This window comes from Pseudomonas sp. AC169, assembly GCF_979258515.1.
On sequence record NZ_OZ409866.1, the window covers coordinates 6,244,217 to 6,269,831 of the forward strand.

General features: G+C 60.3%; 18 protein-coding genes and 2 pseudogenes. 18 read left to right on the forward strand and 2 right to left on the reverse strand.

The window, feature by feature from the left end:
• Nucleotides 1-17: 17 nt before the first annotated feature.
• On the reverse strand, nt 18-206 hold the full coding sequence (locus ACZZ0G_RS27735) for a hypothetical protein (RefSeq protein WP_038363103.1): 189 nt from the start codon (nt 204-206) through the stop codon (nt 18-20).
• A gap of 158 nt (nt 207-364) precedes the next feature.
• Here ACZZ0G_RS27735 and ACZZ0G_RS27740 point away from each other — a divergent pair, with 158 nt between their 5' ends.
• The 6 genes from ACZZ0G_RS27740 to ACZZ0G_RS27765 all read left to right on the forward strand — a co-directional run bounded on the left by ACZZ0G_RS27740 (nt 365) and on the right by ACZZ0G_RS27765 (nt 7,830).
• Entirely contained in the window at nt 365-505 is a 141-nt protein-coding gene (locus tag ACZZ0G_RS27740; protein ID WP_463396360.1) for a hypothetical protein, read from the forward strand.
• A gap of 270 nt (nt 506-775) precedes the next feature.
• On the forward strand, nt 776-2,023 hold the full coding sequence (locus ACZZ0G_RS27745) for an MFS transporter (RefSeq protein ID WP_463558388.1): 1,248 nt from the start codon (nt 776-778) through the stop codon (nt 2,021-2,023).
• Nucleotides 2,024-2,034: 11 nt separating this feature from the next.
• Nucleotides 2,035-3,165: a LuxE/PaaK family acyltransferase gene (locus ACZZ0G_RS27750; protein WP_463558389.1), complete on the forward strand. Its 1,131-nt coding sequence runs from the start codon at nt 2,035-2,037 to the stop codon at nt 3,163-3,165.
• A 1-nt stretch (nt 3,166) separates the two neighbouring features.
• Nucleotides 3,167-5,563, forward strand: coding sequence for an aldehyde dehydrogenase family protein (locus ACZZ0G_RS27755; protein ID WP_463558390.1), 2,397 nt, complete (start codon nt 3,167-3,169; stop codon nt 5,561-5,563).
• Between the two features lie 42 nt (nt 5,564-5,605).
• Complete coding sequence (locus ACZZ0G_RS27760; RefSeq protein ID WP_463558391.1) at nt 5,606-6,907, forward strand: phenylacetate--CoA ligase family protein; 1,302 nt, start codon at nt 5,606-5,608, stop codon at nt 6,905-6,907.
• Entirely contained in the window at nt 6,895-7,830 is a 936-nt protein-coding gene (locus ACZZ0G_RS27765; RefSeq protein ID WP_463558392.1) for a GNAT family N-acetyltransferase, read from the forward strand. Before ACZZ0G_RS27760 ends, ACZZ0G_RS27765 begins: the two co-directional genes overlap by 13 nt.
• A gap of 53 nt (nt 7,831-7,883) precedes the next feature.
• On the opposite strand, the gene ACZZ0G_RS27770 is transcribed toward ACZZ0G_RS27765, so the two are convergent.
• Nucleotides 7,884-8,411, reverse strand: a complete 528-nt coding sequence (locus ACZZ0G_RS27770; protein WP_463558393.1) for a hypothetical protein — start codon at nt 8,409-8,411, stop codon at nt 7,884-7,886.
• Nucleotides 8,412-8,791: 380 nt separating this feature from the next.
• Here ACZZ0G_RS27770 and ACZZ0G_RS27775 point away from each other — a divergent pair.
• From ACZZ0G_RS27775 to glgX, 12 genes and pseudogenes are all read left to right on the forward strand, one after another.
• Nucleotides 8,792-9,922, forward strand: a pseudogene (locus ACZZ0G_RS27775) (HAMP domain-containing protein); the annotation flags it as partial.
• Nucleotides 9,923-10,255: 333 nt separating this feature from the next.
• A pseudogene (locus tag ACZZ0G_RS27780) lies at nt 10,256-10,783 on the forward strand (methyl-accepting chemotaxis protein); the annotation flags it as partial.
• A gap of 313 nt (nt 10,784-11,096) precedes the next feature.
• Complete coding sequence (locus ACZZ0G_RS27785) at nt 11,097-11,543, forward strand: DUF411 domain-containing protein (protein WP_123450069.1); 447 nt, start codon at nt 11,097-11,099, stop codon at nt 11,541-11,543.
• Nucleotides 11,543-11,977 carry a YqaA family protein gene (locus tag ACZZ0G_RS27790; RefSeq protein WP_463558908.1) on the forward strand — a complete coding sequence of 145 codons (435 nt, stop codon included), beginning with the start codon at nt 11,543-11,545 and terminating at the stop codon, nt 11,975-11,977. The genes ACZZ0G_RS27785 and ACZZ0G_RS27790 overlap by 1 nt, the downstream gene beginning before the upstream one ends.
• Nucleotides 11,978-12,064: 87 nt before the next feature.
• On the forward strand, nt 12,065-13,114 hold the full coding sequence (locus ACZZ0G_RS27795) for an alpha/beta fold hydrolase (RefSeq protein ID WP_463558394.1): 1,050 nt from the start codon (nt 12,065-12,067) through the stop codon (nt 13,112-13,114).
• A gap of 13 nt (nt 13,115-13,127) precedes the next feature.
• A complete protein-coding gene (locus ACZZ0G_RS27800; protein ID WP_463558395.1) occupies nt 13,128-14,081 on the forward strand; it encodes a D-2-hydroxyacid dehydrogenase family protein in 954 nt (317 codons plus the stop codon).
• A gap of 620 nt (nt 14,082-14,701) precedes the next feature.
• Nucleotides 14,702-16,288, forward strand: a complete 1,587-nt coding sequence (glgA, locus tag ACZZ0G_RS27805; RefSeq protein WP_463558396.1) for a glycogen synthase GlgA — start codon at nt 14,702-14,704, stop codon at nt 16,286-16,288.
• An 18-nt stretch (nt 16,289-16,306) separates the two neighbouring features.
• The gene (gene treZ / locus ACZZ0G_RS27810; RefSeq protein ID WP_463558397.1) at nt 16,307-18,109 is read left to right on the forward strand and encodes a malto-oligosyltrehalose trehalohydrolase; all 1,803 of its coding nucleotides are present in this window, start codon (nt 16,307-16,309) and stop codon (nt 18,107-18,109) included.
• Nucleotides 18,106-20,184 carry a 4-alpha-glucanotransferase gene (gene malQ, locus ACZZ0G_RS27815; RefSeq protein ID WP_463558398.1) on the forward strand — a complete coding sequence of 693 codons (2,079 nt, stop codon included), beginning with the start codon at nt 18,106-18,108 and terminating at the stop codon, nt 20,182-20,184. Before treZ ends, malQ begins: the two co-directional genes overlap by 4 nt.
• Nucleotides 20,181-22,955 carry a malto-oligosyltrehalose synthase gene (locus tag ACZZ0G_RS27820; RefSeq protein ID WP_463558399.1) on the forward strand — a complete coding sequence of 925 codons (2,775 nt, stop codon included), beginning with the start codon at nt 20,181-20,183 and terminating at the stop codon, nt 22,953-22,955. The genes malQ and ACZZ0G_RS27820 overlap by 4 nt, the downstream gene beginning before the upstream one ends.
• Before the next feature lie 21 nt (nt 22,956-22,976).
• A complete protein-coding gene (locus ACZZ0G_RS27825; RefSeq protein ID WP_463558400.1) occupies nt 22,977-23,291 on the forward strand; it encodes a DUF2934 domain-containing protein in 315 nt (104 codons plus the stop codon).
• 164 nt (nt 23,292-23,455) lie between these two features.
• Complete coding sequence (glgX, locus tag ACZZ0G_RS27830; RefSeq protein ID WP_463396374.1) at nt 23,456-25,615, forward strand: glycogen debranching protein GlgX; 2,160 nt, start codon at nt 23,456-23,458, stop codon at nt 25,613-25,615.

Genomic DNA, 25,615 nt, shown 5'->3' on the forward strand with positions numbered 1-25,615 from the left:
GCGTGCGGCAATCGCCGTCAAGGCTTGACCTTGCGGCGCATCACGCCGTTGATCACCACCACGATCACCGCCACACCGATGGCGACGAACTGGAACGTCTTCTCCGAGATCATCCCGGCGTTCTGCAGCCAGGACAGGCCGAGCATGATGGCCAGGACCGACACGGCGATCAGAATCGAATAAATCAAGCGTTGCTTGTGGGTCATTGCGGCTTCCTGAAACTTTGAAATGTATCCGGTTTGTATCCGCTTGCATGCCATGCACTTACCGTTCTACGGGGATGCGCGGCGGCAATCGGGGTCTCATGTTACAGCCGATGAAGAGTTTTGGCTTCATGACGGCGTAACCATGAGGAATTTTCAAAATGCTGCGTCGAATCACCTGGCTGATTCCCGTTCTTGCCCTGCTGACCCTGAGTGGCTGCATCATCTTCCCCCACGGCGGCTGGCATGACGATCACCATCGTCACTACCAGGGTGGCCCTGGCTATTACCAACATCGATAGAAGCGGATTGTTCGCCCTGCCTGTTTGTCATTTAACGGATTGAAGCAGGAAATCTACAAGCCCGATCAAACTTCAAACAAAGCCCGCCCTGCTGCGGGCTTTTTTTGCGCTGTGCGTTTCTTGGCAGTTGTAACTCTGCAAATACCCAAACCGGACTGACTAAATAAGTTGCAAGCATTTGAAATCTAATGTCGCAGCAAAACAATAGGTCACGCGAGTCTCTGCAACTAGTCTCTGGCAACTTCCTACCACTCACTAACAGGGACGTTTATGCAGAGAACACTGATTCAGATCGGGCCGCGACAAGTGCTCGGATTTTGTTTGGCGATCAGCGCATTTGAACTTCTGACGTATATGGCGAGTGACTTGATCATGCCGGCCATGCTCAACGTTACCAGCGAACTTCAGGCCGATGTGCGGCATGTTCCCAATGCTTTCAATCTCTATCTGCTTGGCGGCGTCTGCCTGCAATGGTTGATCGGGCCGCTGTCCGATCAATGCGGACGGCGGCGCCTGTTATTGATCGGTTGCGCATTGTTTGCGGTGGCCTGCGCCGGTGCTTTCGCCAGCCAGAGCATTGCAGCCTTCAATCTGCTGCGCTTGCTGCAAGGCATGGGCCTGGGTTTTGTGGTTGCGGTCAGTTATCCCGCCATTCAGGAAGTATTCTGCGAGGCCGATGCGGTGCGATTGATGGCGCTGTTGGGCAATATCGCCTTGCTGTCGCCACTGGTGGGGCCGCTATTGGGCATTCTGTTGTTGCAATGGCTGTCCTGGCGCGAACTGTTTCTGGGCTTGGGTCTTGCTGCTTCAGCGGTCTGGCTGGGTCTCTTCGCCTGGATGCCGGAAACCATCGGCGTCGCACGTCACGATGGGCGGCGGCAACCGGTCGTGCGCTTTTCCTGGCGCCAGACCTGCCAGCGCTACCGCGCGTTGTTCGGCAATCGCCGTTTTCTCGCCGCCAGCCTCTCGCTGGGGCTGATGAGCCTGCCGCTGATCGCCTGGATCGGCCTGGCACCGCTGCTGTTGATCCAGTTGCTGGGGCTGACCCCCCTTGAATATGGCGTGTGGCAGATTCCGGTTTTCTCTGCCGTTATCGCCGGCAATCTGATCCTCGACCATTTGCTGATCACTCATGCCTTGCCTCAACTGATTCGGTTGGCGCTCTGGCCTTTTTGTCTGGGGCTAGTCGCACTGATTGGTTGCGCACTGGCCGGTGCGGGCCTGGGCCCGGTGGTCGCAAGTCTGGCGTTGTACGCGGTTGGACTGGGCATGAGCAATGCCGCGCTGTATCGGCTGGCGTTGTTTGCCAGTGACGACAGCAAAGGCCTGGTTTCGGCGCTGGTCGGCATGATCTCGATTGCGGTGATGGGCCTCGGCGGTTTGCTCATTGCTGCCATCGGCGGTGGCGCCCGTCTCGAACTCTTCGCGCTCTGCGCCGCCTTCAGCGGTCTGATGTGCCTGCCTCTGCTGCAGCGATTGCTGCACGCCCCCGATCCCGACTCTGCCTCTGCCCAATAAAGGAATATTGAATGAACCGCTTTCCCGCCGGCGATGCGCTTTGCGCGTTGCCACACCCCTATTACCCGGGCTCCGTGCCTGCTGGCCTGTTCGATCAGGCCATGGCCGAGATCAGTCGGTTTCATTGCCAGCACACCCCCGGCTACGAACATTGGTTGAACGCCAACGGTCTCGACGTGCAGGACCTCGACAGTCTCGATGACTGGTCTCGATTACCGCCGATTCTGGCCAATTTTTTCAAACAGCAACTGTTGCTCAGCTCGACAGCAAACAACGCCCTGGAACTGACATCGTCCGGCACCAGTGGCCAGAAAAGCCGCATGCGCTATGACCCGCGCAGTCTGTCCAGCGCTCAGTTCATGGTCGAGCGGATCTTTAGCCATTACGGCTGGAGTTCAGCGGACACGCCATGCAACTACCTGTTGCTGAGCTACGAGCCGCAAGGTGCGATCACCCTGGGAACGTCCTACACCGATCAATTTCTCTGCCGCTTTGCTCCGGTCAACCGGGTTGTTTACGCCTTGCGCAGCAATGGCGATGGCCACCAGTTCGATGTGTTCGGGGTCATCGCTGCCCTGCAATCGTTCGCTGAAGAAGGCCTGCCCGTGCGCATTTTCGGTTTCCCGGCATTTCTCTGGCAGACCTTGCAGCAGATGCAGGCCACCGGCGTGCCTGATCTGGCACTTGCGTCTGGCTCCCTGGTGTTTTTCGGCGGAGGCTGGAAAAACCAAGCCAGCGAGGAAATTGCCAAACAACAACTGTACGGACGCATCGCCCGGCAACTGGGCATTAAAACGTCGCAGTGTCGCGACGGTTATGGCGCGGTCGAACATGCCGTGCCCTACATCGAATGTGCCCACCATCATTTTCACGTCCCGGTTTACGCCAAAGCGTACGTGCGCAATCCGCGGGACTTCTCCGTCCAGCCTTACGGCCAGCAAGGCTTGCTGGGGTTCGTCTCGCCCTACATTTCATCCAGCCCGGCGCATGCGGTGGTGATGAGCGACCTGGCGACGTTGCACCCCGGTTCGACTTGCGGTTGCGGTCTTGCCGCTGACTGGTTCGAGTTGCATGGCCGTGCAGGCACAACCGCCGGCAGGAGTTGCGCGATGGCGGCGTCCGAATTACTGGGGAGGCACTGACATGTATTTGATCAACGGAGAACTGCACGCGGAGTTCGATCTCGATACCGCACTGACACTGCTGCAGCAGACGTTAGCAAAAAACCTGAGTACCCCACTGCCCAGCGCCACCGTGCTGACTGCCGCCGCCAACTTTGCGCAGCAACTGCGCAGCGCCGAATTGCCGCTGGATGACGAGCAACGCCAGGCACTGATTGCCTTCTGTCAGCCTCACGCTTTGCAAACCAAACTTCAACGTGAACTGGGTGATCAGCCGGACTCCCTGCGGCGCGTCGATTATCGGCAGACATGTTTTGAGCGCTGGAGCCCCTTGGGCCTGGTGGTCCACATCACGCCGGCCAATGCGCCGCTGCTGGCGTGCTGCGCCATGCTCGAAAGCCTGTTGGCCGGCAACCTCAACTGGCTACGCCCCAGCCGCAGTGACCAGGGCCTGACCGCGCGCCTGTTGCACACGCTGGTGCAATGCGACCCCAGCGGTCAGTTGCGCGACCATGTGGCTGTTCTACCAGTGGCGACGGCGCAGATTGGCCGTTTGTGCAAATTGGCCAATGGTGTATCGGCGTGGGGTGGCGAAAGCGCGCTGCGAGCTATCCGCGAACAATTGCCGCCCGGATGTCGCTGGATCGACTGGGGACACCGCATCAGTTTCGCCTACCTGACGCCGGACGCGGCTTCGCCGGCGGCTCTGGACGCAATCGCCGATGAGGTCTGCCGACTGGATCAGCAGGCCTGTTCCAGCCCGCAATGGCTACTGGTCGACAGCGACGAACCGGCGGTTCTGGACGACATCGGGTCGGCGCTGGCAAAGGCTTTCGAGCGCCGCGCCGGACAATGGCCGGCGCTGATTCCAACGACTCAGGAAGCCTGCGAAATCACTACCCATGCGCAGATGGCAAATCTGCGCAAAAGCTTTTCCGGGACGACTGCGCAGGTCTGGAGTGCGCCGGGCTGGCGGGTGATCTGGACTCATGATCAGTCGCTCGCGCCCTCCCCGCTGTTTCGCACGCTGCTGCTCAAGCCCCTGCCGCGCGCAGACCTGGCGCAATCCTTGTTGCCGTGGCGCAACGTATTACAAAGCTGCGCGCTGGTGTGCGGCGAAGCACAGATCGGTGAACTGTCGCGCCAGCTGATTGCGGCTGGCGTCAGCCGGATTACGCCGATCAACGCGATTCATGACGGCTACGCAGGCGAACCCCACGATGGCGTTTACGCACTGCAACGCCTTAGCCGGCGAGTGTCGGTCAGCGTCGCGCCGACGCAGTTGCCGACACACATGACCCTCGACCGACCACCGTGCGCGTTGACGCTGGCGGGGCTGCCGATCACCGACAAAGCGGCGTTCATCGCACGCCCGACGACAGCGGCCGCACAACTGTTTTTCCGCTCCGGCGGCAGCAGCGGCACACCGGCGCTGGCGGGATTCAGTTACCGCGATTTTCAACGCCAAATGCGGGCGACGGCCGACGGTCTGTTTGCAGCCGGGCTCGATCCGAGTCGCGACAAAGTGATGAACCTGTTCTTCAGTGGCGGCTTGTACGGTGGTTTCTTCAGCTTTGCCAAAGTCCTGGAAGTGCTGGGCGCGACCCATTTACCAATGGGTGCCCCGGCCGACGATGATTACAGCGATATTGCGCAACTGATCATCGAACAGCGTGTGACCGTACTGATCGGCATGCCCAGCACGCTGCATCGGTTGTTTCTCAACGAAGAGCAGCGCCTGAGCCGTTATGGCGCAATCGAAAAAGTCTTTCTCGGCGGTGAGCACATCAGTGATCAGTGTCGTGAACTCCTGCTTCGCTGCGGCGTTGCCAACATCCGCTCGGCAGTCTACGGCAGCGTTGATGCGGGCCCCTTCGGGCATGCCTGCGCCGCGACCGGCGATGGGGTGTTTCATCTGATGGACAGCATCCAGCATCTGGAAATCGTTGCACTGGAGCAGGACGCGCCTGTCGTTGGCGATGAAGTGGGTCGCTTACTGTTCACTTCCAAAGCTCGCGAGGGCCAGCACGTACAACGTTATGAAGTCGGCGACACGGGGCGCTGGCTGCCCGGCGACTGTCCGTGCGGGCTGAGTTCGCCACGTTTCGAACTGCTGCAACGGCATGGCCGCCTGCTGCGCATTGGCAGCGATTTCATTTGCCAGAACGAACTCGCGCGGCACGTGCAAGCGCCCTTTCAGTTGTACCTCGATCACACGCCTGACGGCCTCGAACGCCTGCTGATCCGAAGCCCCGGCGACCCGGCGGACATCCTCCACCGGCTGGAGAGCTATTCGACGCTGGCCATGCTGGTGCGCACCGGGCTTCTCACCGTGCAGGCGCAGACCTGCGATGTGCAGCAGTTCCACAAAAACAGGCACAGCGCAAAGACCCCGTCAGTGATCGACGCACGCCGGTAAAGAGCAAACATCGGCCACTTCCAGAACAATCAAGAGAACAACATGACCACTACATTTGAACTGAACAAGTTGCTCGCCTTTGCCCGCGAACATTCGACGTATTACGCCACTCACTGGCAAAACGCTGCATTGCCAATCACCACACTGGATGAACTTCCGGAGATCGTTCCGCAACAATACTGGGCCGCCAGCGAGAACTTCGAACAATGGCCGGTCCTGACCTCAACAATTGAACACGCACTGGTGTTCAAGACCGGTGGAACAACCAGCGCCGGTAAACTTTCGGTGTTTACCCGCGAAGAATGGCAGACACTTGTGCGTGACTTTGGCAGGCATCTGAGTAGCCAGCTCAACCGCGCAGACCGGGTGGCGAATCTGTTTTTTGTCGGTGATCTGTATGCCAGCTTCATCTTTATCCACGATGCACTGGCGCACGAAACTGCGGGGATCACCGAATACCCCTTCACCGGAGATGTAGAACCTGCAGAACTGGCCGAAGCCGTGCGCCAATACCGGATCAACGTGCTGGCCGGCGTACCGGCGCAACTGCTGACGTTCGCCGGCGTGCTTGAGCGCCAGGGGCAATGCCTGACCGAGGTCGAAACCGTGCTTTACGGCGGGGAAAGTCTGTTTGCCGGGCAACTTCAGCTATTGCACCGAGTGTTCCCCAACGCACGCGTCGCCTCCATCGGCTACGCCAGTGTTGATGCCGGGTTCATCGGCGCCACCAGCCGCGATTGCGCCTTGGGCGAACACCGCATGCTCGCCAGCCACAGCGTGCTGGAAATCATCGATGAGCATACCGGTGAAGTGATTGAAGAATGCGACCGTACCGGGCGGTTGGTGATGACCAATCTGACGCGCCGGCTTATGCCGTTGATCCGTTACCCCGTGGGCGACCTCGCCTGCTGGCGAGAACCGGCCACGGCACCGATGCGCAAATTTGCCTTGATGGGCCGCAGCATGAGCGGCCAACGCGTACGAGTGAGCACTCTGACCCTGCTGATCGAAGACATCAACGCCATTGTCCGGCGCACCACCGCCAGCGACGATTGGCAACTGGTCATCAGTCAATCGGCCAATGTCGATGTCTTGTGCCTGAAATGGGTACCCGATGCGCTGAAGCCTGAAACGGCTCACGCCGACGCAACCCTGCAGCGTGAATTGATCGAGCGATATCCATTGATCACGCAACTCTGTGCCGATCGGTTAATCGAATTGCAGATTGCCCGTTGCACACCCGAAGCACTCACCCGCCATCCGCGCTCCGGCAAGCGTCAGCGAGTCGTCGACCTGCGCATTTACCATCCCGCCCGCCCGGAGCAACGTCCATGGACAACGTGACGCTGCGCAGTTATCGCCGCTCCGACGCTGGGGCTATCAGTCGCCTGTTCCGGGAAATCTACGGTGACCACTACGTGCAACCACACGTGTATTTGCCGTTGATGATCAACCAGAACCACGGCGATGGCAGCTGGCATTCATTGGTGGCGGAATCCGGCAAAAAAATCCTCGGCCACGCCACGTTGTGCAGAAACACCGGATCGCACACGGCGGAACTGGCATTGAGCGTGGTCCATCCGTCGACCCGCGGACAGAACATCGCCACGCAGTTGGGCACACGCTTGTTGATCCATGCACAAGCACTGGGTTGCCACGGCGTGAGCATTAAACAGGTGACGCAGCACGCCTACACACAACGCATGGCGGCCAGACTCGGCTTCTGCAGCAGCGGTTTGTTGCTCGACTATGTCCCCTCGCCATTTGGCGAAGCACTACCGGAGTCCATCGTCATCGGCTACATCCCGATCGACGGCTACCGCCGCCCGCTCCCGGCGCTGCCATGGCCGGACAGTTGTCGCGATTTCATGGAGCATTTGTGCGAGGTATACGGAACACAGGAAAAGGACGCGCCCTGGGTGGGACCGCCGTTGCATGTCGAGCAATGTTCCGGGCGTTATGACGTCAGGCTGAAAAAGCTCGACGGCGGATTGCTTAAACAGCTACGAAGATTGCCCCGGCACTGGATGATTTCGATTCGGCTAAGGCTCGCAACAGGGTTCGCCGACGCCGTGGACAGCCTGTCGGCGCTGGGTTTCGTCTTTACCGGAATTACCCCGAACGACCGTTGCGCGGGGTGGCTGGCGTTGTTTCATCAGGGCTATCAACCACGCAGGCTGGAACTGCATTGCCCGCACATCCAGCGCCTGCATGAACACGCGCAACAGGCCATTGCCGGGCACCCACTGGCATCGCCGCTGTCCTGAAACGCGAACCGAAGCAGCCCGTTCAAGCATCGAGCGGGCTACAACGCTCAGCCTCAAGCTTTGGCTTTGACGCCTTGGTCGACCGGCTTCGGAGCATTGCCATCGCCATAAGTCTTGAGGTTCTGCAGGACGTAAATCGCTTTCTTGAACTCAGGGATCAGGCTCTTGCCGTAGGCGTTGCCATTGAGCCCGTTGGTCTGGATAGCATCGAGTTGGGTGGCGAAGTATTCCAATGCGTTGAATTTGGCATCGATATCCTTGGTCACCCCGAAACGGTCGAACTTGTCCCCGGCGTTCTTCAACGTAATGGACGTGATATCGGAGATCAGCCCGCGACCACGCAGCAGTTCGCTCAGATTGCCCAATTGTTTTACCGAAACATTGGTTGGATCGAAGCCCTTGATTGCCTTGCGCAACCCCTGTTTGTCCATCTCCGCGGTATTCAGCGCAGTGGGGTTAGTGCCGACCAGGGAGAGCATCTGCTGCACCTTGACGCTCTGGGAAACTTGTTTCTTTGCGCCAGTATCGCGCACCAGTAGTCCTGCCTTGGCCTGCCAGCCGCCGACAATACCGATCGTCATGAAAAGACTCCCTGTGAAATGACCTGAAATATCCGTGTGAACGGCATTAATGGCCGCGAGTATCGGCGGGCGAACTGATGGCACCAACCTCTTTCTGCACTTTTTTACAATTCTTGTACATTCTCGATACAAAAGCGCAACGCCCCGCAAACCTTGATCCAGAGCTGTCATCACAATGAAATGAAAATAGCTTTTTCGACTGATCACTGCTGATGACCTGCGCTTGTGTATCGAACCCGATACCGACCAGTCATCGGAGCTCAGGTTATTTAGAACGCAAGTACCTAAAGCTTCGCGGCGTAGCGACGATACGTTGTGGATACCCGCACTGTTTTGTCCCCTGCCCCCTAATAAGAAACGCTGCTCAAGGACCGGTCTCCATGCCCGCATTCCGCACTATTTCGGCTCGCTACACGCTGTTTCTGGTTCTGTTCATCCTGCTGTTGTCGGTGTTGACCGTGGTCGGCATCAGCCAATTGGTCGCCCCCAAACTGCGTCACACTGAAGAACAGGTGGTACTCAACCGCATCGCCGAAGTCGCCGAGCAGATTCAGGGCGAGTTGAACAAAGTGCAGGCGCAACAGCGCAGCATCACCCAGACCATCCCGCTGCTCGACAGCGCCGCCATCGACGCGGTGCTGCCAGGTCTGGTCGATCAGTACGGCGAGCTGAAGGTATTTGGCGGCGGTATCTGGCCGCTGCCGGGGCAGCGTGAAGCCGGGCGCAACAAATTCAGTACGTTCTGGCACCGCGACGCCTCGGGCAAACTGGCCGTGAACACGTTCTGGAACAGCGACGCAGCTCCCAACTATTACGACCAGAGCTGGTACAAGGGCGGCATGGCCACCCCACGCGGTCAGTGCGCGTGGGCAGCAGCCTATAAAGATGACGCCAGTGCCGAGCCACGCACCAACTGCGCCATGGCCATCCAGAAAAACGGTAATGCCTGGGGCGTGTCGACCATCGACGTCACCCTCGGCTTCTTCAACGATCTGGTGGCGCGCAAGGAAAAAGACCTCAACGCCGAGATGCTCATCGTTGAAGCCGACGGCAAGGTCATCAGTAACAGTTCGCGCATCAGTGGTCCGATCGTGCTGAAGAACATCAGCGAGCTGGCGGGCACGTCGACCTTCGCCAGCCAGGTCAAAGCCGGGTTGCAGAACCGCGATCAGGCGCAGCGCATCGAGTTCGACAACAACGGGCAAGACAGCACTTTCTTCATGCGGCCGATCGAAGGCACGCCATGGTTCCTCGCCACCGCTCTGCCGACAAAAATGCTTACCGCCCAACGTGATGATGTCCTTAGCACTTTGAGCCTGTTGCAGATTCCGTTGGTGATCCTGCTGGTGCTGTTGCAGGTCTACGCGATTCGCCAGTTGGTGCAGCGCATGAAAGCGTTGAAAGCCAACATCGACTTGCTGTCCAGAGGCGATGCCGACCTGACCCGGCGCATCACCATTCGCGCTGAAGATGAACTCGGCGCCATCGGCCACTCGATCAACACCTTTATTGCCTATCTGCAGAACATGATCGGCGAAGTCACTCAGGCCACCGGCGCCATGGCATCGAGCCTCGACAACCTGCAACGCACCTCGACGCACACCAGCCAGATCCTGTTGCGCCATGCCTCGGAAACCGATCAGACCGTTACCGCCATCACCGAAATGAGTTCGACGGCAGAAAGCGTGGCGCAGAATGCCGCCGAAACCGCCGCGTTCACCCAGCGCGCCAACGAAAACGCCGACCGCTCCCGCGTGGTGGTGGGCGAAGCGACCAACAGCGTCGTGGCGCTGATCGATGAAGTGGCCAGTGCCACACACAAAGTTGAAAACATGCAGCAGGACGCCCAGCGCATCACCGAGATTCTCGGGGTGATCGGCGCGATTGCCGGGCAGACCAACCTGTTGGCGCTCAACGCCGCCATCGAAGCTGCACGCGCCGGTGAACAGGGCCGCGGTTTTGCCGTGGTTGCCGATGAAGTCCGCGCCCTCGCCGCGCGCACTCAGGCCAGCACTTCGGAAATCAACGAGATGTTGACGCGTCTGACGCAGGGCGTGAGCTCGTCGGTCAGCGCCATGGAAAACACCCAGGCCAGCTGCCAGTCGGCCGCCGACGCCACCGCCCGGGTCAACTCGGGTCTGGATGAAATGGCCGGTTCGGTCAGCCACATCAACAGCCTGAGCACCCAGATCGCCACCGCCGCTGAGCAGCAAAGCGCGGTGACCGAAGAGATCAACCGCAGCATGGTGCAGATCCGCCACATGGTTGATGAACTGGTGCAGAGTGGCAAAGCCAGCGAACTGAATACCCACCAATTGCTCGAAGCCAACAGCCGGGTGAGCGCGATCATGGGCCGATTCAAAGTGCGCTGATCTCTGCTGGGGTTTCTGCCAACCAGATAACCCCTGTGGGAGCGAGCCTGCTCGCGAAAGCGTCCTGTCCTTCACTGCATCCAGTGCCTGACACACTGCCTTCGCGAGCAGGCTCGCTCCCACAGGTTTGACGGCGTTCACACAATTGCCACCTGACAATTTTGTCATCTCGCGCTCAGCAACCTGTCAGCCTTGATCTACGATCATCCTGCCAGTCCGTCTCGCAACAACTGGAAACATTGCGTTGATGTCAGGCGGAAAAAACCGGTCAAAATGCGTTCTTTTTGATCGTCACCCGAGCCGAGAATCCGCTATGCGTACCCACCTGCGTCTGGCCGCCCTGAGCGCCCTGTTCATTTCTTCCCTGGCGCAAGCCGCCGATCTGATCCCTATCGAAGTCCACCGCGACGCCAATTGCGGTTGCTGCAAGAAATGGATCAGCCACCTCGAAGCCAACGGTTTCAAGGTCGAAGACCACGTCGAAAGCGACATGAGCAGCTTCAAGCAACAACATGGCGTACCGCCGCGTCTGGCGTCATGCCACACCGCAATCATCAACGGCAAATTCGTCGAAGGCCATGTGCCGGCGGAACAGGTTTTGGCCCTGAGCAAGCGCGATGACCTGCTCGGCGTCGCCGCACCGGGTATGCCGATGGGGTCGCCGGGCATGGAAATGGACGGCATGAGCGATGCTTATCAGGTCATTGGCCTGAAGAAGGATGGCGCTGACGTCGTCGTGGCGGATTACCCGGCCCATTGATTGGCGCCGCTTACTTCGGGTTGTTCATTGCCGCATTCGGTGCAGCCACCTTGCTGCCATTGCAGTCCGAGGCAGTGCTGGTCGGCTTGATCGTCAGCGAGCGTTACTGGCTGTGGGGCCTGCTCGCGGTGGCGACGCTGGGCAACGTACTTGGCTCGCTGGTCAATTGGTGGCTGGGGCGCGGCGTCGAACGCTTTCAGGATCGACGCTGGTTTCCGGTCAGCCCCGCGCACATGGCCAAGGCGCGCAAACACTATGAGCGTTACGGGCATTGGTCATTGTTGCTGAGCTGGTTGCCGATCATTGGCGACCCGCTGACGCTGATTGCCGGTGTCATGCGCGAACCACTCGGGCGCTTCCTGTTGATTGTCACACTGGCCAAAGGTGCACGTTACGCTGTGCTGGCCATGCTCACGCTGGGTTGGCTGGGTTGAACATTCGGGCGCGGGCGTTGCCTGTGTTTAACGTCGCCATAATCCAGCCGTTCCAGCATCGGCCGATTTCAAACGGAGTTTGACCTTATGTCTGTCACGTTTTCCCGTTGGCTCCCCTCCCTGTTCCTCTGCGCCGCCCTGCCCCTGTCCGTTCAGGCTGCCACGCCAGTTGAGGCAGCGCCGGAAGGCCCGGCCTATGGCCCGGAGCTGCAAGGCTTCGAATACCCTTACACGCTTAAACACTTTGCTTTCCAGTCTCAGGGCAAATCCCTGCAGATGGGTTACATGGACGTCGCCGCCCACGGCAAGGCCAATGGCCGCACCGTGGTGCTGATGCACGGCAAAAACTTTTGCGCGGCGACCTGGGACAGTTCGATCAAGGCATTGAGCGAGTCCGGTTACCGGGTGATCGCGCCGGATCAGATCGGTTTCTGCACCTCGAGCAAACCTGACAACTATCAATACAGCTTTCAGCAACTGGCGACCAACACGCAGCAATTGCTCAAAGCATTGGGCATTCAAAAGGCCACGCTGCTCGGCCACTCCACCGGCGGCATGCTCGCCACCCGTTACGCGTTGCTGTTCCCCGAGCAGGTCGAGCAATTGGCGATGGTCAACCCGATCGGTCTGGAAGACTGGAAAGCCCTTGGCGTGCCCTATCGCACCGTGGATCAGTGGTATCAGCGCGAACTGAAGGTCAGCGCCCAAGGCATTCGCGATTACGAACGCACCACTTACTACGACGGCCGCTGGAAACCGGAATTCGACCGCTGGGTAGACATGCTCGCTGGCCTGAGCAAAGGCCCGGGCAAGACTCAGGTCGCTTGGAACTCGGCGCTGATCTACGACATGATTTTCACCCAACCGGTGTACTACGAGTTCAAAGACCTGAAGATGCCGACCCTGCTGCTGATCGGCACCTCCGACACCACGGCCATCGGCAAGGACCTCGCGCCGCCTGAGGTGAAAGCGAAAATCGGCCACTATGAGGTGCTCGGCAAACAAGTGGCCAAGCTGATCCCGCAGTCGACGCTGGTGGAGTTTCCCGGCATGGGCCACGCCCCACAAATGGAAGAACCGGCGCAGTTTCACAAAGCCCTGCTCGACTGGCTGAATACATCCAATCCCGTTCGTTGATGAGGTAAGGCTGATGGCGGTGCAGATTGCAGTGATTGATGACTGGCAGGACGTGGCTCGCGATGTGGTCGACTGGTCAGTGCTCGATAGTCTCGGTGAAGTGACGTTCGAACACGATTACCCGGCGGACAACGCCACGCTCGCTGAACGTCTGGGCCGCTATCAGGTGATATGCGTGATGCGCGAGCGCACGCGTTTCGATGAGGACTTGCTCAAGCGTTTGCCCAATCTCAAGTTGCTGGTCACCGGCGGCATGCGCAACGCGGCGCTGGACATGCAGGCGGCAGCAAAGCAGGGCATCAAGGTCTGCGGCACCGACAGCTACAAGCATGCCGCGCCGGAGTTGACCTGGGCGCTGATCATGGCGGCAACACGCAATCTGGTGAATGAAGCCAATGCCCTGCGCAATGGTCAGTGGCAGCAAGGGCTGGGTGGCGACCTGCACGGCAAGACCCTCGGCATTCTCGGTCTTGGCAGTATTGGCCAGCGCGTTGCGCAGTTCGGCCAGGTGTTCGGCATGCGGGTGATTGCCTGGAGCGAAAACCTCACGGCCGAACGGGCTGAACAGGCTGGCGTGACCTACGTGAACAAGCAGCAACTGTTCGAGCAGGCAGACGTGTTGTCGGTGCATCTGGTGCTCAGCGAGCGCAGTCGCGGGCTAGTCGATGCCCAGGCGCTGGGCTGGATGAAGCCGACGGCGTTGCTGGTCAACACCGCACGCGGGCCGATTGTCGATGAAGCGGCGTTGATCAAGGCCTTGCAGAAACAGCAGATTGCCGGAGCTGCGCTGGATGTGTTCGAGCAGGAGCCGTTGCCGGCCATGCACCCGTTTCGCACACTGGACAATGTGTTGGCGACGCCGCATGTGGGCTATGTCAGTCGGCAGAACTATGAGCAGTTCTTTTCGCAGATGATCGAGGATATTCAGGCTTGGGCGGCTGAGGAGCCGATTCGCCTGCTGAACTGAGAACTTCCATCATTGCGCTGGTGTAGCGACCACCGCCTTCGCGAGCAAGCTCGCTCCCACAGGGGATCTTCAGTGAGCAGAAAATCTGTTCCCGGCGCAGATCCACTGTGGGAGCGAGCTTGCTCGCGAAGGGGCACTCACTGCCTCCCCACCAACAAACTGCCCGCACCACAACAGTGCAACCGCCCTCCTCGCTAGCACAAAATCGTGACTGACCAGTCACCGTTTTGGCCCTCCCTCGCAGAAAAACCTGCACTTCGTCGGTGCGTTTCCCCCTTCAGAGCACGGTTTCCGTTAACGGCAAACCGATTGTCGAACAATTTACCCATTTGCTCTGGCCCGCTCTAGGATCTGGCCTAGACTGACTTTCGCGGGGTAAAACCGACCGGTCACATTGCCGAAAAAAAGTCGAAACTTTTGCGCGCGGCGACGGGTCATCAGAAAGACAGGGCCAAAGCGACTGGTGCAATCCTTGCAACGGCCTGTTCACCCATTCTGCTTGCGCGTGTTGGGTAGCGTTTGCTCACCGATGCGTGGCGCGTTTGCGCCCGGCCACAGGACTTGGCCATGGACATCGCTTGTTCAAGACAAGAATCAGATCAACGAGACGGGAGATTCATATGATCAGTGCGGCATTGGATATTCAGGGAGAGCGTGCTCAGCAGGCGGTTGGTGAATCGAGCACCGTCAGTGTTCCCGGCAGCCGACAGATCAACGTCCCAGGCACCAAAACGCTGACTCCGGTAGCGAGCCAGAACCCTAACAAGAAAAAAGTGTTGTTCGTCACCTCGGAAATCGCCGATCTGGTCAAGACCGGCGGCCTCGGAGATGTCTCCGCTGCCCTGCCCCGGGCCATGGCCCATCTGCACGACGTGCGCGTGTTGATCCCCGGTTACCCGCAGGTGATGCACAGCGAAAACCCGATCCACATCATCGGCGAACTGGGCGGCCATGCAGCGCTGCCGCCGTGCAAGATCGGCCGTATGGACATGCCCGACGGTCTGGTCATCTACGTGTTGATCTGCCCTGAGCTCTACGAGCGCGAAGGCTCGCCCTACGGCGCCAACAACGGTCGCGACTGGCCGGACAACCACATTCGCTTCGCCCGCCTCGGTCTGGCCGCTGCCGATATCGCCGCCAACCTCGCACAAATTCACTGGTGCCCGGATCTGGTGCACGCCCATGACTGGCCGGCCGGTCTCGCGCCCGCCTACATGCACTGGCGCGGGCAGCGCACGCCGACCCTGTTCACTATTCACAACCTCGCCTATCAAGGCGTGACCAGTCTTGGCTCCTGCCCTGAACTGGGGATTCCCACCCATGCCCTGCAACAGGAAGGCATGGAGTTCTACGGCAAGATGTCATTCCTCAAGGCCGGCATGGCGTATTCGAGCCATATCACCACGGTCAGCGCCACCTACGCGCAGGAAATCACTACCCCGGACTTCGGCTGCGGCCTCGACGGTTTTCTCGCCGCCAAGACCCAGCAAGGCTTGCTCAGCGGCATCCCCAACGGCATTGATGAGAGCTGGGACGCTGCCACCGATCCGCACCTGTTCGCGCCATTTGCCATCGGTGATTGGGAAGGCAAAGCGGTCAACGCTGCACACGTTCGCGAGCTCTTCGAATTGAATGACTCCGAAGGCCCGCTGTTCGCTGTGGTTTCGCGACTGGTCTATCAAAAAGGCCTGGACCTGACGATAGCGGTGTCCGAGTACATCGTGCAGAACGGCGGCCAGATCGCCATCATCGGTCGCGGCGAACCTGAAGAAGAACAAGCCATGCGCGAACTGGCGCTGCGTTTCCCCGGGCAGATTGGTGTGCGCATCGGCTTCAACGAAACCGACGCCCGCCGCATGTTCGCCGGCAGCGATTTCCTGCTGATGCCATCGCGTTACGAGCCTTGCGGTTTGAGCCAGATGTACGCCCAGCGCTTCGGCTCGCTGCCGGTGGCGCGCAATACCGGCGGGCTGGCCGACACCATTGAAAACGGTGTCACCGGTTTCCTCTTCGATGAATCCAGCGCTGAAAGTTATCAGGAAGCCCTGAGCCGCGCGTTCAAGGTGTTCGCCTTCCCCGAACTGCTCAATGCCATGCGTTGCCGGGCGATGGCGGCGCCGTTCAACTGGTGCAAAGCGGTTGAACCCTACGCCGAACTCTACGAACAACTGGTGGCCAAGGCACTGGGTAAAGCGCACCACAAGTAACCATGGAGGTTTGCCACGATGCCGTTACGGTCTACTGAAACATGGCCCCACGGCGCGATCATGCTGGACGCCGAACACACGCAGTTCGCGCTATGGGCGCCGGATGCTTTCTACGTCAGTGTCGAACTTGAACACGGCCAGTCCCTGCCAATGCTGCCTCAGGCAGACGGCTGGTTTGTGATCAAGGCCCGTTGCCCGGCGGGCACCCGTTACCGCTACAACATCGACGGCGAACTGGAGGTGCCCGACCCGGCCTCCAGAGCGCAGGATGGCGACCTCGACCGCCACAGCGTGGTGGTCGATCCGCTGAGTTATCAATGGCGACACAGTGCCTGGCAAGGTCGGCCGTGGAGCGAAGCGGTGATCTACGAGTTGCACGTCGGTGCGCTCGGTGGCTTCGCTGAAGTCGAACAACACCTGGCGCGCCTCGCCGGCCTGGGCATCACCGCCATCGAACTGATGCCGCTGGCGCAGTTTCCCGGCGAACGCAACTGGGGCTACGACGGCGTTTTGCCCTACGCGCCGCAAGCCTCCTACGGCACGCCGGAACAACTCAAACACCTGATCGACAGCGCCCACGGCCACGGTCTGGCGGTGATTCTCGACGTGGTCTACAACCACTTCGGCCCTGACGGCAATTACCTGCATCGTTACGCGAAAGGCTTTTTCCGCGAGGACAAACACACGCCGTGGGGCGCCGCGATCGATTTCCGTCGCGACGAAGTGCGGGAATTTTTCATTGAAAACGCCCTGATGTGGTTGCTCGAATACCGTTTCGACGGTCTGCGCCTGGATGCCGTGCATGCCATCGAAGACCCGGATTTCCTCACGGAAATGGCCCGGCGCATCCGCGCACAGATCGACCCGAGTCGGCATGTCTGGCTGACCGTGGAAAACGAACTCAACCAGTCGAGCCTGCTCGAATACGACTACGACGCGCAGTGGAACGACGACGGCCATAACGCCCTGCACGTGCTGCTGACCGGCGAAACCGACGCGTACTACGCCGATTACGCCCTGCAACCGACCGAACAGTTGGTGCGTTGCCTGAGTCAGGGTTTCGTCTTCCAGGGTCACATCACCCGCCATGGCGAACCACGCGGCGAGCCCAGCGAACATCTGCCTTCGACCGCGTTCGTGCTGTTCCTGCAGAACCACGATCAGATCGGCAATCGCGCGTTCGGCGAACGCTTGCATCATCTGGCCGATCCGCGTGCCGTGCAGGCAGCGACCGTGTTGTTGCTGCTCTCACCGATGATTCCGCTGATGTTCATGGGCGATGAATTCGCCGCCGAGCAGCCGTTCCTGTTTTTCACCAGTCACCACGGCGAACTGGCCGAGTTGGTGCGTGAGGGTCGCCGCAATGAGTTCGCCGCCTTCAGCGCCTTCACCGACCCGCATAAACGCGAGCAGATTCCCGACCCGAATGCCGACAAAACCTTCCACGCCTCACAGCCAAGGTTGATCGGCCATGGCAGCGAAAAACAGCAGGAAACCCTCGCGCTGTACCAGAAGCTGCTGCAATTTCGCCATCAATACATCATTCCCCATCTGTCCGGCACGCAAGCGCTCGGCGCCCATATGCTCGGTTATGGCGCGGTCAGTGCACGCTGGCGTCTGGGCAATGGCAGCGAGCTGCGAATTGACCTGAACCTCAGCGACACGCCAGTGGTCAACCCTCCACAGACCGAGGCCGTGTGGTTGTTTCAACAGCCACCCACCGTCGATCTGTCGGAATCGGGCGTACTGCCCGCGTATTGCGCGCTTGTCAGCCTCACGGCCGCAACCCCTTTGCAACCTCTGAATGGAGAGCGCCTATGAGCGATGCGCAACTGGAAATTCTCGCCAGCCGAGCCGGCCTCGCCGTCGACTGGATCGACGCCAACGGCCGCCCGCAAAAAGTCGCCCCGGCGGTGCTGCGCAATGTTTTGATTGGTCTCGGTCACCCCGCGAGCACCGCGCAGGAAATCGACGCCAGCCTGCTGGAACTGCAAGCCGTTCAACAAGACCGCCACTTGCCACCGCTGTTGACCGCCGATGTCGGCATCGGCGTGGATCTGGCGCGCTACTTTGCACCGGAAACGCCGTGTGAAGTCCACCTTGAAGACGGCTCGCGGCTGAACCTGAAACTCGATTCCGAAGCGGTATTGCCGGGGCTGATCCCGGTGGGCTATCAACAGGTACACATCGCCGATCAATATTTCACCCTGGCCGTCGCCCCGGAGCGCTGCTTCAGCGTCGGCGATGCGGTGGATAATCCGATTCCCCGCGCGTGGGGCTTGAGTGCGCAGCTGTATTCCCTGCGCCGCGCCGGTGACGGCGGTTTCGGCGATACCCAAGCGCTCGAAGACCTCGTTCGCGTCGCAGGTGAGCGCGGCGCCGATGCCTTGGCAATCAGCCCGCTGCACGCCATGTTCAGCGCCGATACCGGGCGCTACAGTCCTTATTCGCCCTCCAGCCGACTGTTTCTCAATTCCCTGTATGCCGCCCCCGGGGCGATTCTCGGCGAGCGCGCCTTGCGGGATGCGATCGACGCGGCCGGCCTGGCCGAGCAGTTTGCGCAACTGGAAGATCTACCCCTGATCGACTGGCCGAGCGCCGCCGACGCCAAGCAGAAACTCTTGCAGGCGTTGTATGAAGGTTTCATCGCCGGTGACCATCCGTTGCACCCGGATTTCGCCAGTTTCCGCCACGCCGGTGGTGAAGCGCTGGAAAACCACTGCCGTTTCGAAGCGATTCAGGAAATGCGCGCCGCCCGTGGCGAAAACCTCGATTGGCGGCAATGGCCGGAACACTGGCACGACCCACGCGGCGCGGCGCTGGAAGCATTTGCCGAGGAATACGCCGAACGCATCGGCTATTTCGCTTTCTGCCAATGGCTGATCCACCGTTGCCTGGAGCGCGCGCAAACCGCCGCGCGCAGCGCAGGGATGGGCATTGGCCTGATCGCCGATCTGGCAGTAGGTGCCGATGGCGCCGGCAGTCAGGCCTGGAGTTTTCAGGATGAACTGCTGGCCTCGCTGACCGTCGGCGCACCGCCGGACATTCTCAATCGCTCGGGTCAAGGCTGGGGCATTTCCGCGTTCTCGCCGGAAGGCCTGATCCGCAACGGTTTCCGTGCCTTCATCGACATGCTGCGCGCCAACTTCGCCCACGCCGGCGGCTTGCGCATCGACCATGTCATGGGCCTGCAACGCTTGTGGGTGATCCCCAATGGCGCCGTCCCGGCCGATGGCGCGTACCTGTATTACCCGGTCGATGATTTGCTGCGTCTGCTGACTCTCGAATCCCATCGCCACCAGGCGATTGTGCTCGGTGAAGACCTCGGCACCGTGCCTGATGGCCTGCGCGAAAAACTTATCGCCCGTTCCATGCTCGGTATGCGCGTGCTGCTGTTCGAACAGGACAACACGCATTTCAAACCGATTCTCGACTGGCCGGACAACGCACTGGCGACCACCAGCACCCACGATCTGCCGACGCTCAACGGCTGGTGGCATGGCCGCGACATTGACTGGAACGCGCGCTTGGGTTTTGTCGATGCCAACGGCGAAATCGAATGGCGCCAATACCGCCAGCGTGAACGCGAAGGCCTGCGCAGTGCGTTGAGCCAAGACCCGCAAAACTTTCGTGAGGAATCCCACGAGGCCGATCAAGTGGTCGACGCCGCTGTGCGTTTCCTGGGCCATACCCGCGCGCCACTGGTGCTGTTGCCGCTGGAAGATGCGCTGGGCATCAACGAACAGGCCAATCTTCCGGGCACCATCGACACTCATCCGAACTGGTCACGGCGTTTGCCCGGCACCAGTGAAGCGCTGCTCGATGGCGCCGATGCGGCGCGACGTCTGGAACTGCTCGCCTGCGCGCGTCTTCAGGCTGCCGAGCGTGACCAATGAATCAAGCGCTTATCCAGCCCCTGCGCGCGACCCTGCGCCTGCAATTTCATAAAGGCTTCACCCTCGAACAAGCCGTGCCATTGGTGCCGTATTTCGCCCGGCTGGGCATCAGCCATATTTACGCCTCACCGCTGCTCGCGGCGCGGGCCGGCTCGATGCACGGTTACGACGTGGTCGACCCGACCCAGGTCAATCCGGAGCTCGGCGGCGAGCCGGCACTGCGGCGTTTGGTCAGCACCCTGCGCGAACACAACATGGGGCTGATCCTCGACATCGTCTCCAATCACATGGCGGTCGGCGGCAACGACAACCCGTGGTGGCTCGACCTGCTGGAATGGGGACGACTCAGTCCGTACGGCGAGTTCTTCGACATTCAGTGGCACTCGCCGGACCCGTTGATGGAGGGCCAGTTGCTGCTGCCGTTTCTTGGCAGCGATTACGGCGTGGCCTTGCAGGAAGGCACGTTGAAGCTGCACTTCAACGCGCAGACGGGTGGTTTCCACGTCGAGCACTACGACCATCATTTCCCGATCTGCCCGAGTGATTACGGTGAGCTGCTGAGGGCCGAGGAAGCGTTGAAGCCTTTAGCCGATCGTTTCACCGCCCTCAGCTACCAGACCGATGCCCATTCACTGGCGATTGCGCTGAAAGAAGAACTGCGCCAGTTAGCGACTGATCCGCAGATCCTCGAAGCGATCGAGAACAATCTGCTGCACTACGATTCAACCAGCGAAGAAGGCTTCCACAAACTGCATCAGTTGCTGGAACGTCAAAGCTATCGCCTGGCGAGTTGGCGCACGGCGGCGGACGACATCAACTGGCGGCGCTTTTTCGACATCAATGAACTCGGCGGCCTGCGCGTCGAGCGTCCGGCGGTGTTCGAAGCCACCCATGGCAAAATCTTTCAATTAATCGCCGAAGGCTTGGTCGACGGTTTACGCATCGACCATATCGACGGCCTCGCCGACCCGCGTGGTTACTGCCGCAAACTGCGCCGCCGGGTCGATCTGCTGGCGCCGGGCAGGCACTTGCCGATCCACGTCGAGAAGATCCTCGGCGCCGGCGAAACCCTGCACCGCGACTGGGCGGTGGATGGCACCACCGGTTACGAGTTCATGAACCAGCTGTCGCTGCTGCAACACGACCCGGACGGCGAATTCGTGCTCGGTGACCTCTGGCAGCGGCGCACCGAACGCCCGGCCGCGTTCATCGAAGAAGCACAGCTGGCGCGTCAGCAGATTCTCAACGGCTCGCTGGCCAGCGATTGCGAAAGCGTCGCCCAGGCCCTGCTGCAAGTCGCCCGCGATGACCTGATGACCCGCGACCTGACTCTCGGTGCGATCCGCCGGGTGCTGCAGGCGCTGATCGTGCATTTCCCGGTCTATCGCACTTACATCAGCGCCATGGGCCGCTCGGCGCAGGACGAGAAATTCTTCCAGCACGCCATGGACGGTGCCCGGCAAACCCTCGGCGAAGGCGACTGGCCGGTGCTCGATTGCGTTGCCGCCTGGCTCGGTGGCACGCCGTGGCGGCGCAAACCGCGCGGGCGTTCACGCAAGATTCTCAAACATGCCTGCGTACGCTTTCAGCAACTGACCTCACCGGCAGCGGCCAAAGCCGTGGAGGACACCGCGCTGTATCGCTCGGCGGTGCTGCTGTCGCGCAATGACGTCGGCTACAACACCGAACAGTTCAGCGCCCCGCTCAGCGACTTTCATGCGGTCAATCAGCAACGGCTGAGTGAATTCCCCGAAAACTTGCTGGCCACCGCGACCCACGATCACAAGCGCGGCGAAGACACCCGCGCACGTTTGGCTGTGCTCAGTGAGCGCAGCCATTGGTACGCCGAACAGATCGAACTGTGGCGCGCCCTCGCCCGCCCGGTGCGGGTGGACGATCAGATGCCGTCGAGCGGCGATGAACTGATCCTCTATCAAGCGTTGCTCGGCAGTTGGCCGCTGCACCTGCGTGATGATGATCAGGGCGGGTTCGCCGACTACGCCAAGCGTATCTGGCAATGGCAGCAGAAAGCCCTGCGTGAAGCCAAGCTGCAAAGCAGTTGGAGCGCGCCGAACGAAAGCTATGAAAACGCCGCGCAGGCATTCACCGAAAAACTCCTCACCGGCGAAGAAGGCGAACTGCTGCGCGCCGCACTGAGCAAGACCGTCAACAGCATTGCCGCCGCCGGCGCGCTCAATGGCTTGGCGCAAACCTTGCTGCGCATGACCGTGCCGGGGGTGCCGGATCTGTATCAGGGCAACGAGTTCTGGGACTTCAGCCTGGTCGATCCGGACAATCGCCGGCCGGTGGATTACGCCGCTCGCGAGCAAGCCCTGCAGGAGCCAATGCCACCTGCGGAACTGCTGACGAACTGGCGTGACGGGCGCATCAAGCAAGCCTTGATTGCCGAAGTGCTGAACCTGCGCGTCGAGCATGCCGAGCTGTTTCGCCGTGGCAGCTATCAGGCCCTGGAAGTGCTCGGCAGTCAGGCGCACAACGTGCTCGCATTTGCCCGTGAGCATGAGAGCAAGCAGGCCATCGTGATCGTGCCGGTCCGTTGCGCAACCCTGCTGGAAAACGGTGCTGTACCTCAGGTCGATGCGCTGCGCTGGGGCGATACGCGGGTGGTTCTACCGTTCGCCGCCTCTGACACAAACCTGAAGGGACTTTTTTCAAGCAGCGCAGTCACAAAAAACAGGGAGCTGAATATCAGCGACGCGCTGGGGGATGTCCCGGTCAATCTCTTTATCCAACACTTAACACAAGCATGAGTTCAGTTCAGGAGCATTGCGATGAGTACCGACGATAAACGCATCCGCGAATTCGCCTATCAAATCTGGGAATCGGAAGGTCAGCCTGATGGTCAGGAGGCGCGCCACTGGGAGATGGCACGCAAGCTCGCCGAAGCTGAGGCGCTGGCACCGAAGAAGCCACCGAAAGCCGCTGGCAGCAAAGCCGCTGGCAAAACCGCCGAGGCCAAGGCCCCGGCCGCCAAACCGAAACCGCCGGCGAAAGCCAAACCGGCCAGCGCCGCGAAAGTGATTCCCCCTGGCGAAAAAGCCGCCGAGAAAAAGCCCAAGGCGCCGCGAAAGCCTTCGGCGATCTGACGCTAACCGAACTATTGAACTGAATGACCGTGTGGCGGGTTCGCTCGCCACCGAGGACGCGCTCGTCCTCAAGAAACACACCAACCCCCTGTGGGAGCGAGCCTGCTCGCTCCCACAGGGGAAACAGTGTTAACCGAACTACCCCCGTATTTGCAGGAGCAATCATGACCCGTCCAAAGAAAGCCGAACCCACCGCGCACGCCGAGCCGTCGAGAATCCGTGAAGGCCTGCCCTTCCCGCTCGGTGCGACCTGGGACGGGCTGGGGGTGAACTTTGCCCTGTTCTCCGCCAACGCCACCAAGGTCGAACTGTGCATCTTCGACGATACCGGCGAAGTCGAACTCGAACGCATCGAACTGCCGGAATACACTGACGAGATCTACCACGGCTACCTGCCCGATGCGCACCCGGGGCTGATCTACGGCTACCGCGTCTACGGCCCGTATGACCCGGCCAACGGTCACCGCTTCAACCACAACAAATTGCTGATCGACCCGTACGCCAAGCAATTGGTGGGCGAACTGAAATGGTCGGAAGCGCTGTTCGGCTACACCATCGGCCATCCCGACGCTGACCTCAGCTTCGATGAACGCGACAGCGCGCCGTTTGTGCCCAAATGCAAGGTCATCGACCCGGCGCACACCTGGGGCAATGACCATCGCGTCAGCGTGCCGTGGGACAAGACCATCATTTATGAAACCCACGTGCGCGGCATCAGCATGCGTCACCCGTCGGTGCCGGAAAACGTGCGTGGCACCTTTGCCGGTTTGATGAATGACGATGTCCTCAAACACATTCGCAACGTCGGCGTTTCGTCGGTAGAGCTGTTGCCGATCCATGCCTTCGTCAACGACCAGCACTTGCTGCACAAAGGCATGACCAACTACTGGGGCTACAACAGCATCGCGTTTTTCGCCCCGGACCCGCGCTACCTCGCCAGCGGCAAGATTGCCGAGTTCAAGGAAATGGTCGCGCACCTGCACGAAGCCAACCTCGAAGTGATTCTCGACGTGGTCTACAACCACACCGCCGAGGGCAACGAGCAAGGCCCGACCCTGTCGATGCGCGGCATCGACAACGCCTCGTACTACCGCTTGATGCCCGACGACAAGCGCTTCTACATCAACGACTCCGGCACCGGCAACACGCTGGATCTGAGTCATCCGTGCGTCCTGCAAATGGTCACCGACTCGTTGCGTTACTGGGCCAGCGAAATGCACGTCGACGGCTTCCGCTTCGATCTGGCGACCATTCTCGGCCGCTACCACGATGGTTTCGATGAGCGTCACAGCTTCCTCGTCGCTTGCCGTCAGGACCCGGTGCTGCGTCAGGTGAAAATGATTGCCGAACCGTGGGACTGCGGCCCCGGAGGCTATCAGGTCGGCAATTTCCCGCCGGGCTGGGTCGAATGGAACGACAAGTTCCGCGACACCGTCCGCGCCTTCTGGAAAGGCGACGACGGCCAGGTTGCAGACTTTGCCAGCCGCATGACCGCCTCGGGTGAGATGTTCAACCAGCGCGGACGGCGTCCTTATTCCTCGGTGAACTTCATCACCGCCCACGACGGCTTCACCCTCAACGACCTTGTCTCGTACAACGACAAGCACAATGAAGCCAACGACGAGAACAATCAGGACGGCAGCAACAACAACCTGTCGTGGAACCACGGCGTCGAAGGCCCGACCGACGATCCCGAAATCAATGCCCTGCGCCATCGGCAGATGCGCAATTTCTTCGCCACCCTGCTGCTCGCCCAAGGCACGCCGATGATCGTCGCCGGCGATGAGTTCGCCCGCACCCAGGACGGCAACAACAACGCTTATTGCCAGGACAGCGAGATCGGTTGGGTCAACTGGGACCTGAGCGAAGACGGCAAGGCGTTGCTGAAATTCGTCAAGCGCCTGATCAAGCTGCGCCTGGCTTATCCGATCCTGCGTCGCGGACGCTTCCTGGTCGGCGAGTACAACGAAGACATCGGCGTCAAGGACGTCACCTGGCTGGCGCCGGACGCCACCGAGATGACCACCGAGCACTGGCACGACGCGCATAACCGCTGCCTGGGGATGTTGCTCGACGGCCGCGCGCAGGAAACCGGGATTCGCCGCAAAGGTGCGGATGCGACCTTGCTGCTGGTGGTCAACGCCCATCACGACATCGTCAATTTCACCTTGCCGGAAGTACCGGAAGGCAGTTTCTGGACGTGCATGATCGACACCAATCAGCCGTCGATCCGTGGGCAGGAACGCTTCGATTTCGGCCACGAATACTCGGTTACCGGGCGCTCGTTGCTGCTGTTCGAACTGCAACGTGATGAAGAAGATTGA

Bases quoted from the DNA above. Each gene is read 5' to 3' on its own strand.
- ACZZ0G_RS27740 (WP_463396360.1), top strand. From the start codon at position 365: ATGCTGCGTCGAATCACCTGGCTGATTCCCGTTCTTGCCCTGCTGACC.
- ACZZ0G_RS27785 (WP_123450069.1), top strand. From the start codon at position 11,097: ATGCGTACCCACCTGCGTCTGGCCGCCCTGAGCGCCCTGTTCATTTCT.
- malQ (WP_463558398.1), top strand. From the start codon at position 18,106: ATGAGCGATGCGCAACTGGAAATTCTCGCCAGCCGAGCCGGCCTCGCC.
- ACZZ0G_RS27765 (WP_463558392.1), top strand. From the start codon at position 6,895: ATGGACAACGTGACGCTGCGCAGTTATCGCCGCTCCGACGCTGGGGCT.
- glgA (WP_463558396.1), top strand. From the start codon at position 14,702: ATGATCAGTGCGGCATTGGATATTCAGGGAGAGCGTGCTCAGCAGGCG.
- ACZZ0G_RS27760 (WP_463558391.1), top strand. From the start codon at position 5,606: ATGACCACTACATTTGAACTGAACAAGTTGCTCGCCTTTGCCCGCGAA.
- ACZZ0G_RS27750 (WP_463558389.1), top strand. From the start codon at position 2,035: ATGAACCGCTTTCCCGCCGGCGATGCGCTTTGCGCGTTGCCACACCCC.
- treZ (WP_463558397.1), top strand. From the start codon at position 16,307: ATGCCGTTACGGTCTACTGAAACATGGCCCCACGGCGCGATCATGCTG.
- ACZZ0G_RS27820 (WP_463558399.1), top strand. From the start codon at position 20,181: ATGAATCAAGCGCTTATCCAGCCCCTGCGCGCGACCCTGCGCCTGCAA.
- glgX (WP_463396374.1), top strand. From the start codon at position 23,456: ATGACCCGTCCAAAGAAAGCCGAACCCACCGCGCACGCCGAGCCGTCG.
- ACZZ0G_RS27825 (WP_463558400.1), top strand. From the start codon at position 22,977: ATGAGTACCGACGATAAACGCATCCGCGAATTCGCCTATCAAATCTGG.
- ACZZ0G_RS27800 (WP_463558395.1), top strand. From the start codon at position 13,128: ATGGCGGTGCAGATTGCAGTGATTGATGACTGGCAGGACGTGGCTCGC.
- ACZZ0G_RS27795 (WP_463558394.1), top strand. From the start codon at position 12,065: ATGTCTGTCACGTTTTCCCGTTGGCTCCCCTCCCTGTTCCTCTGCGCC.
- ACZZ0G_RS27755 (WP_463558390.1), top strand. From the start codon at position 3,167: ATGTATTTGATCAACGGAGAACTGCACGCGGAGTTCGATCTCGATACC.
- ACZZ0G_RS27735 (WP_038363103.1), bottom strand. From the start codon at position 206: ATGACCCACAAGCAACGCTTGATTTATTCGATTCTGATCGCCGTGTCG.
- ACZZ0G_RS27745 (WP_463558388.1), top strand. From the start codon at position 776: ATGCAGAGAACACTGATTCAGATCGGGCCGCGACAAGTGCTCGGATTT.
- ACZZ0G_RS27770 (WP_463558393.1), bottom strand. From the start codon at position 8,411: ATGACGATCGGTATTGTCGGCGGCTGGCAGGCCAAGGCAGGACTACTG.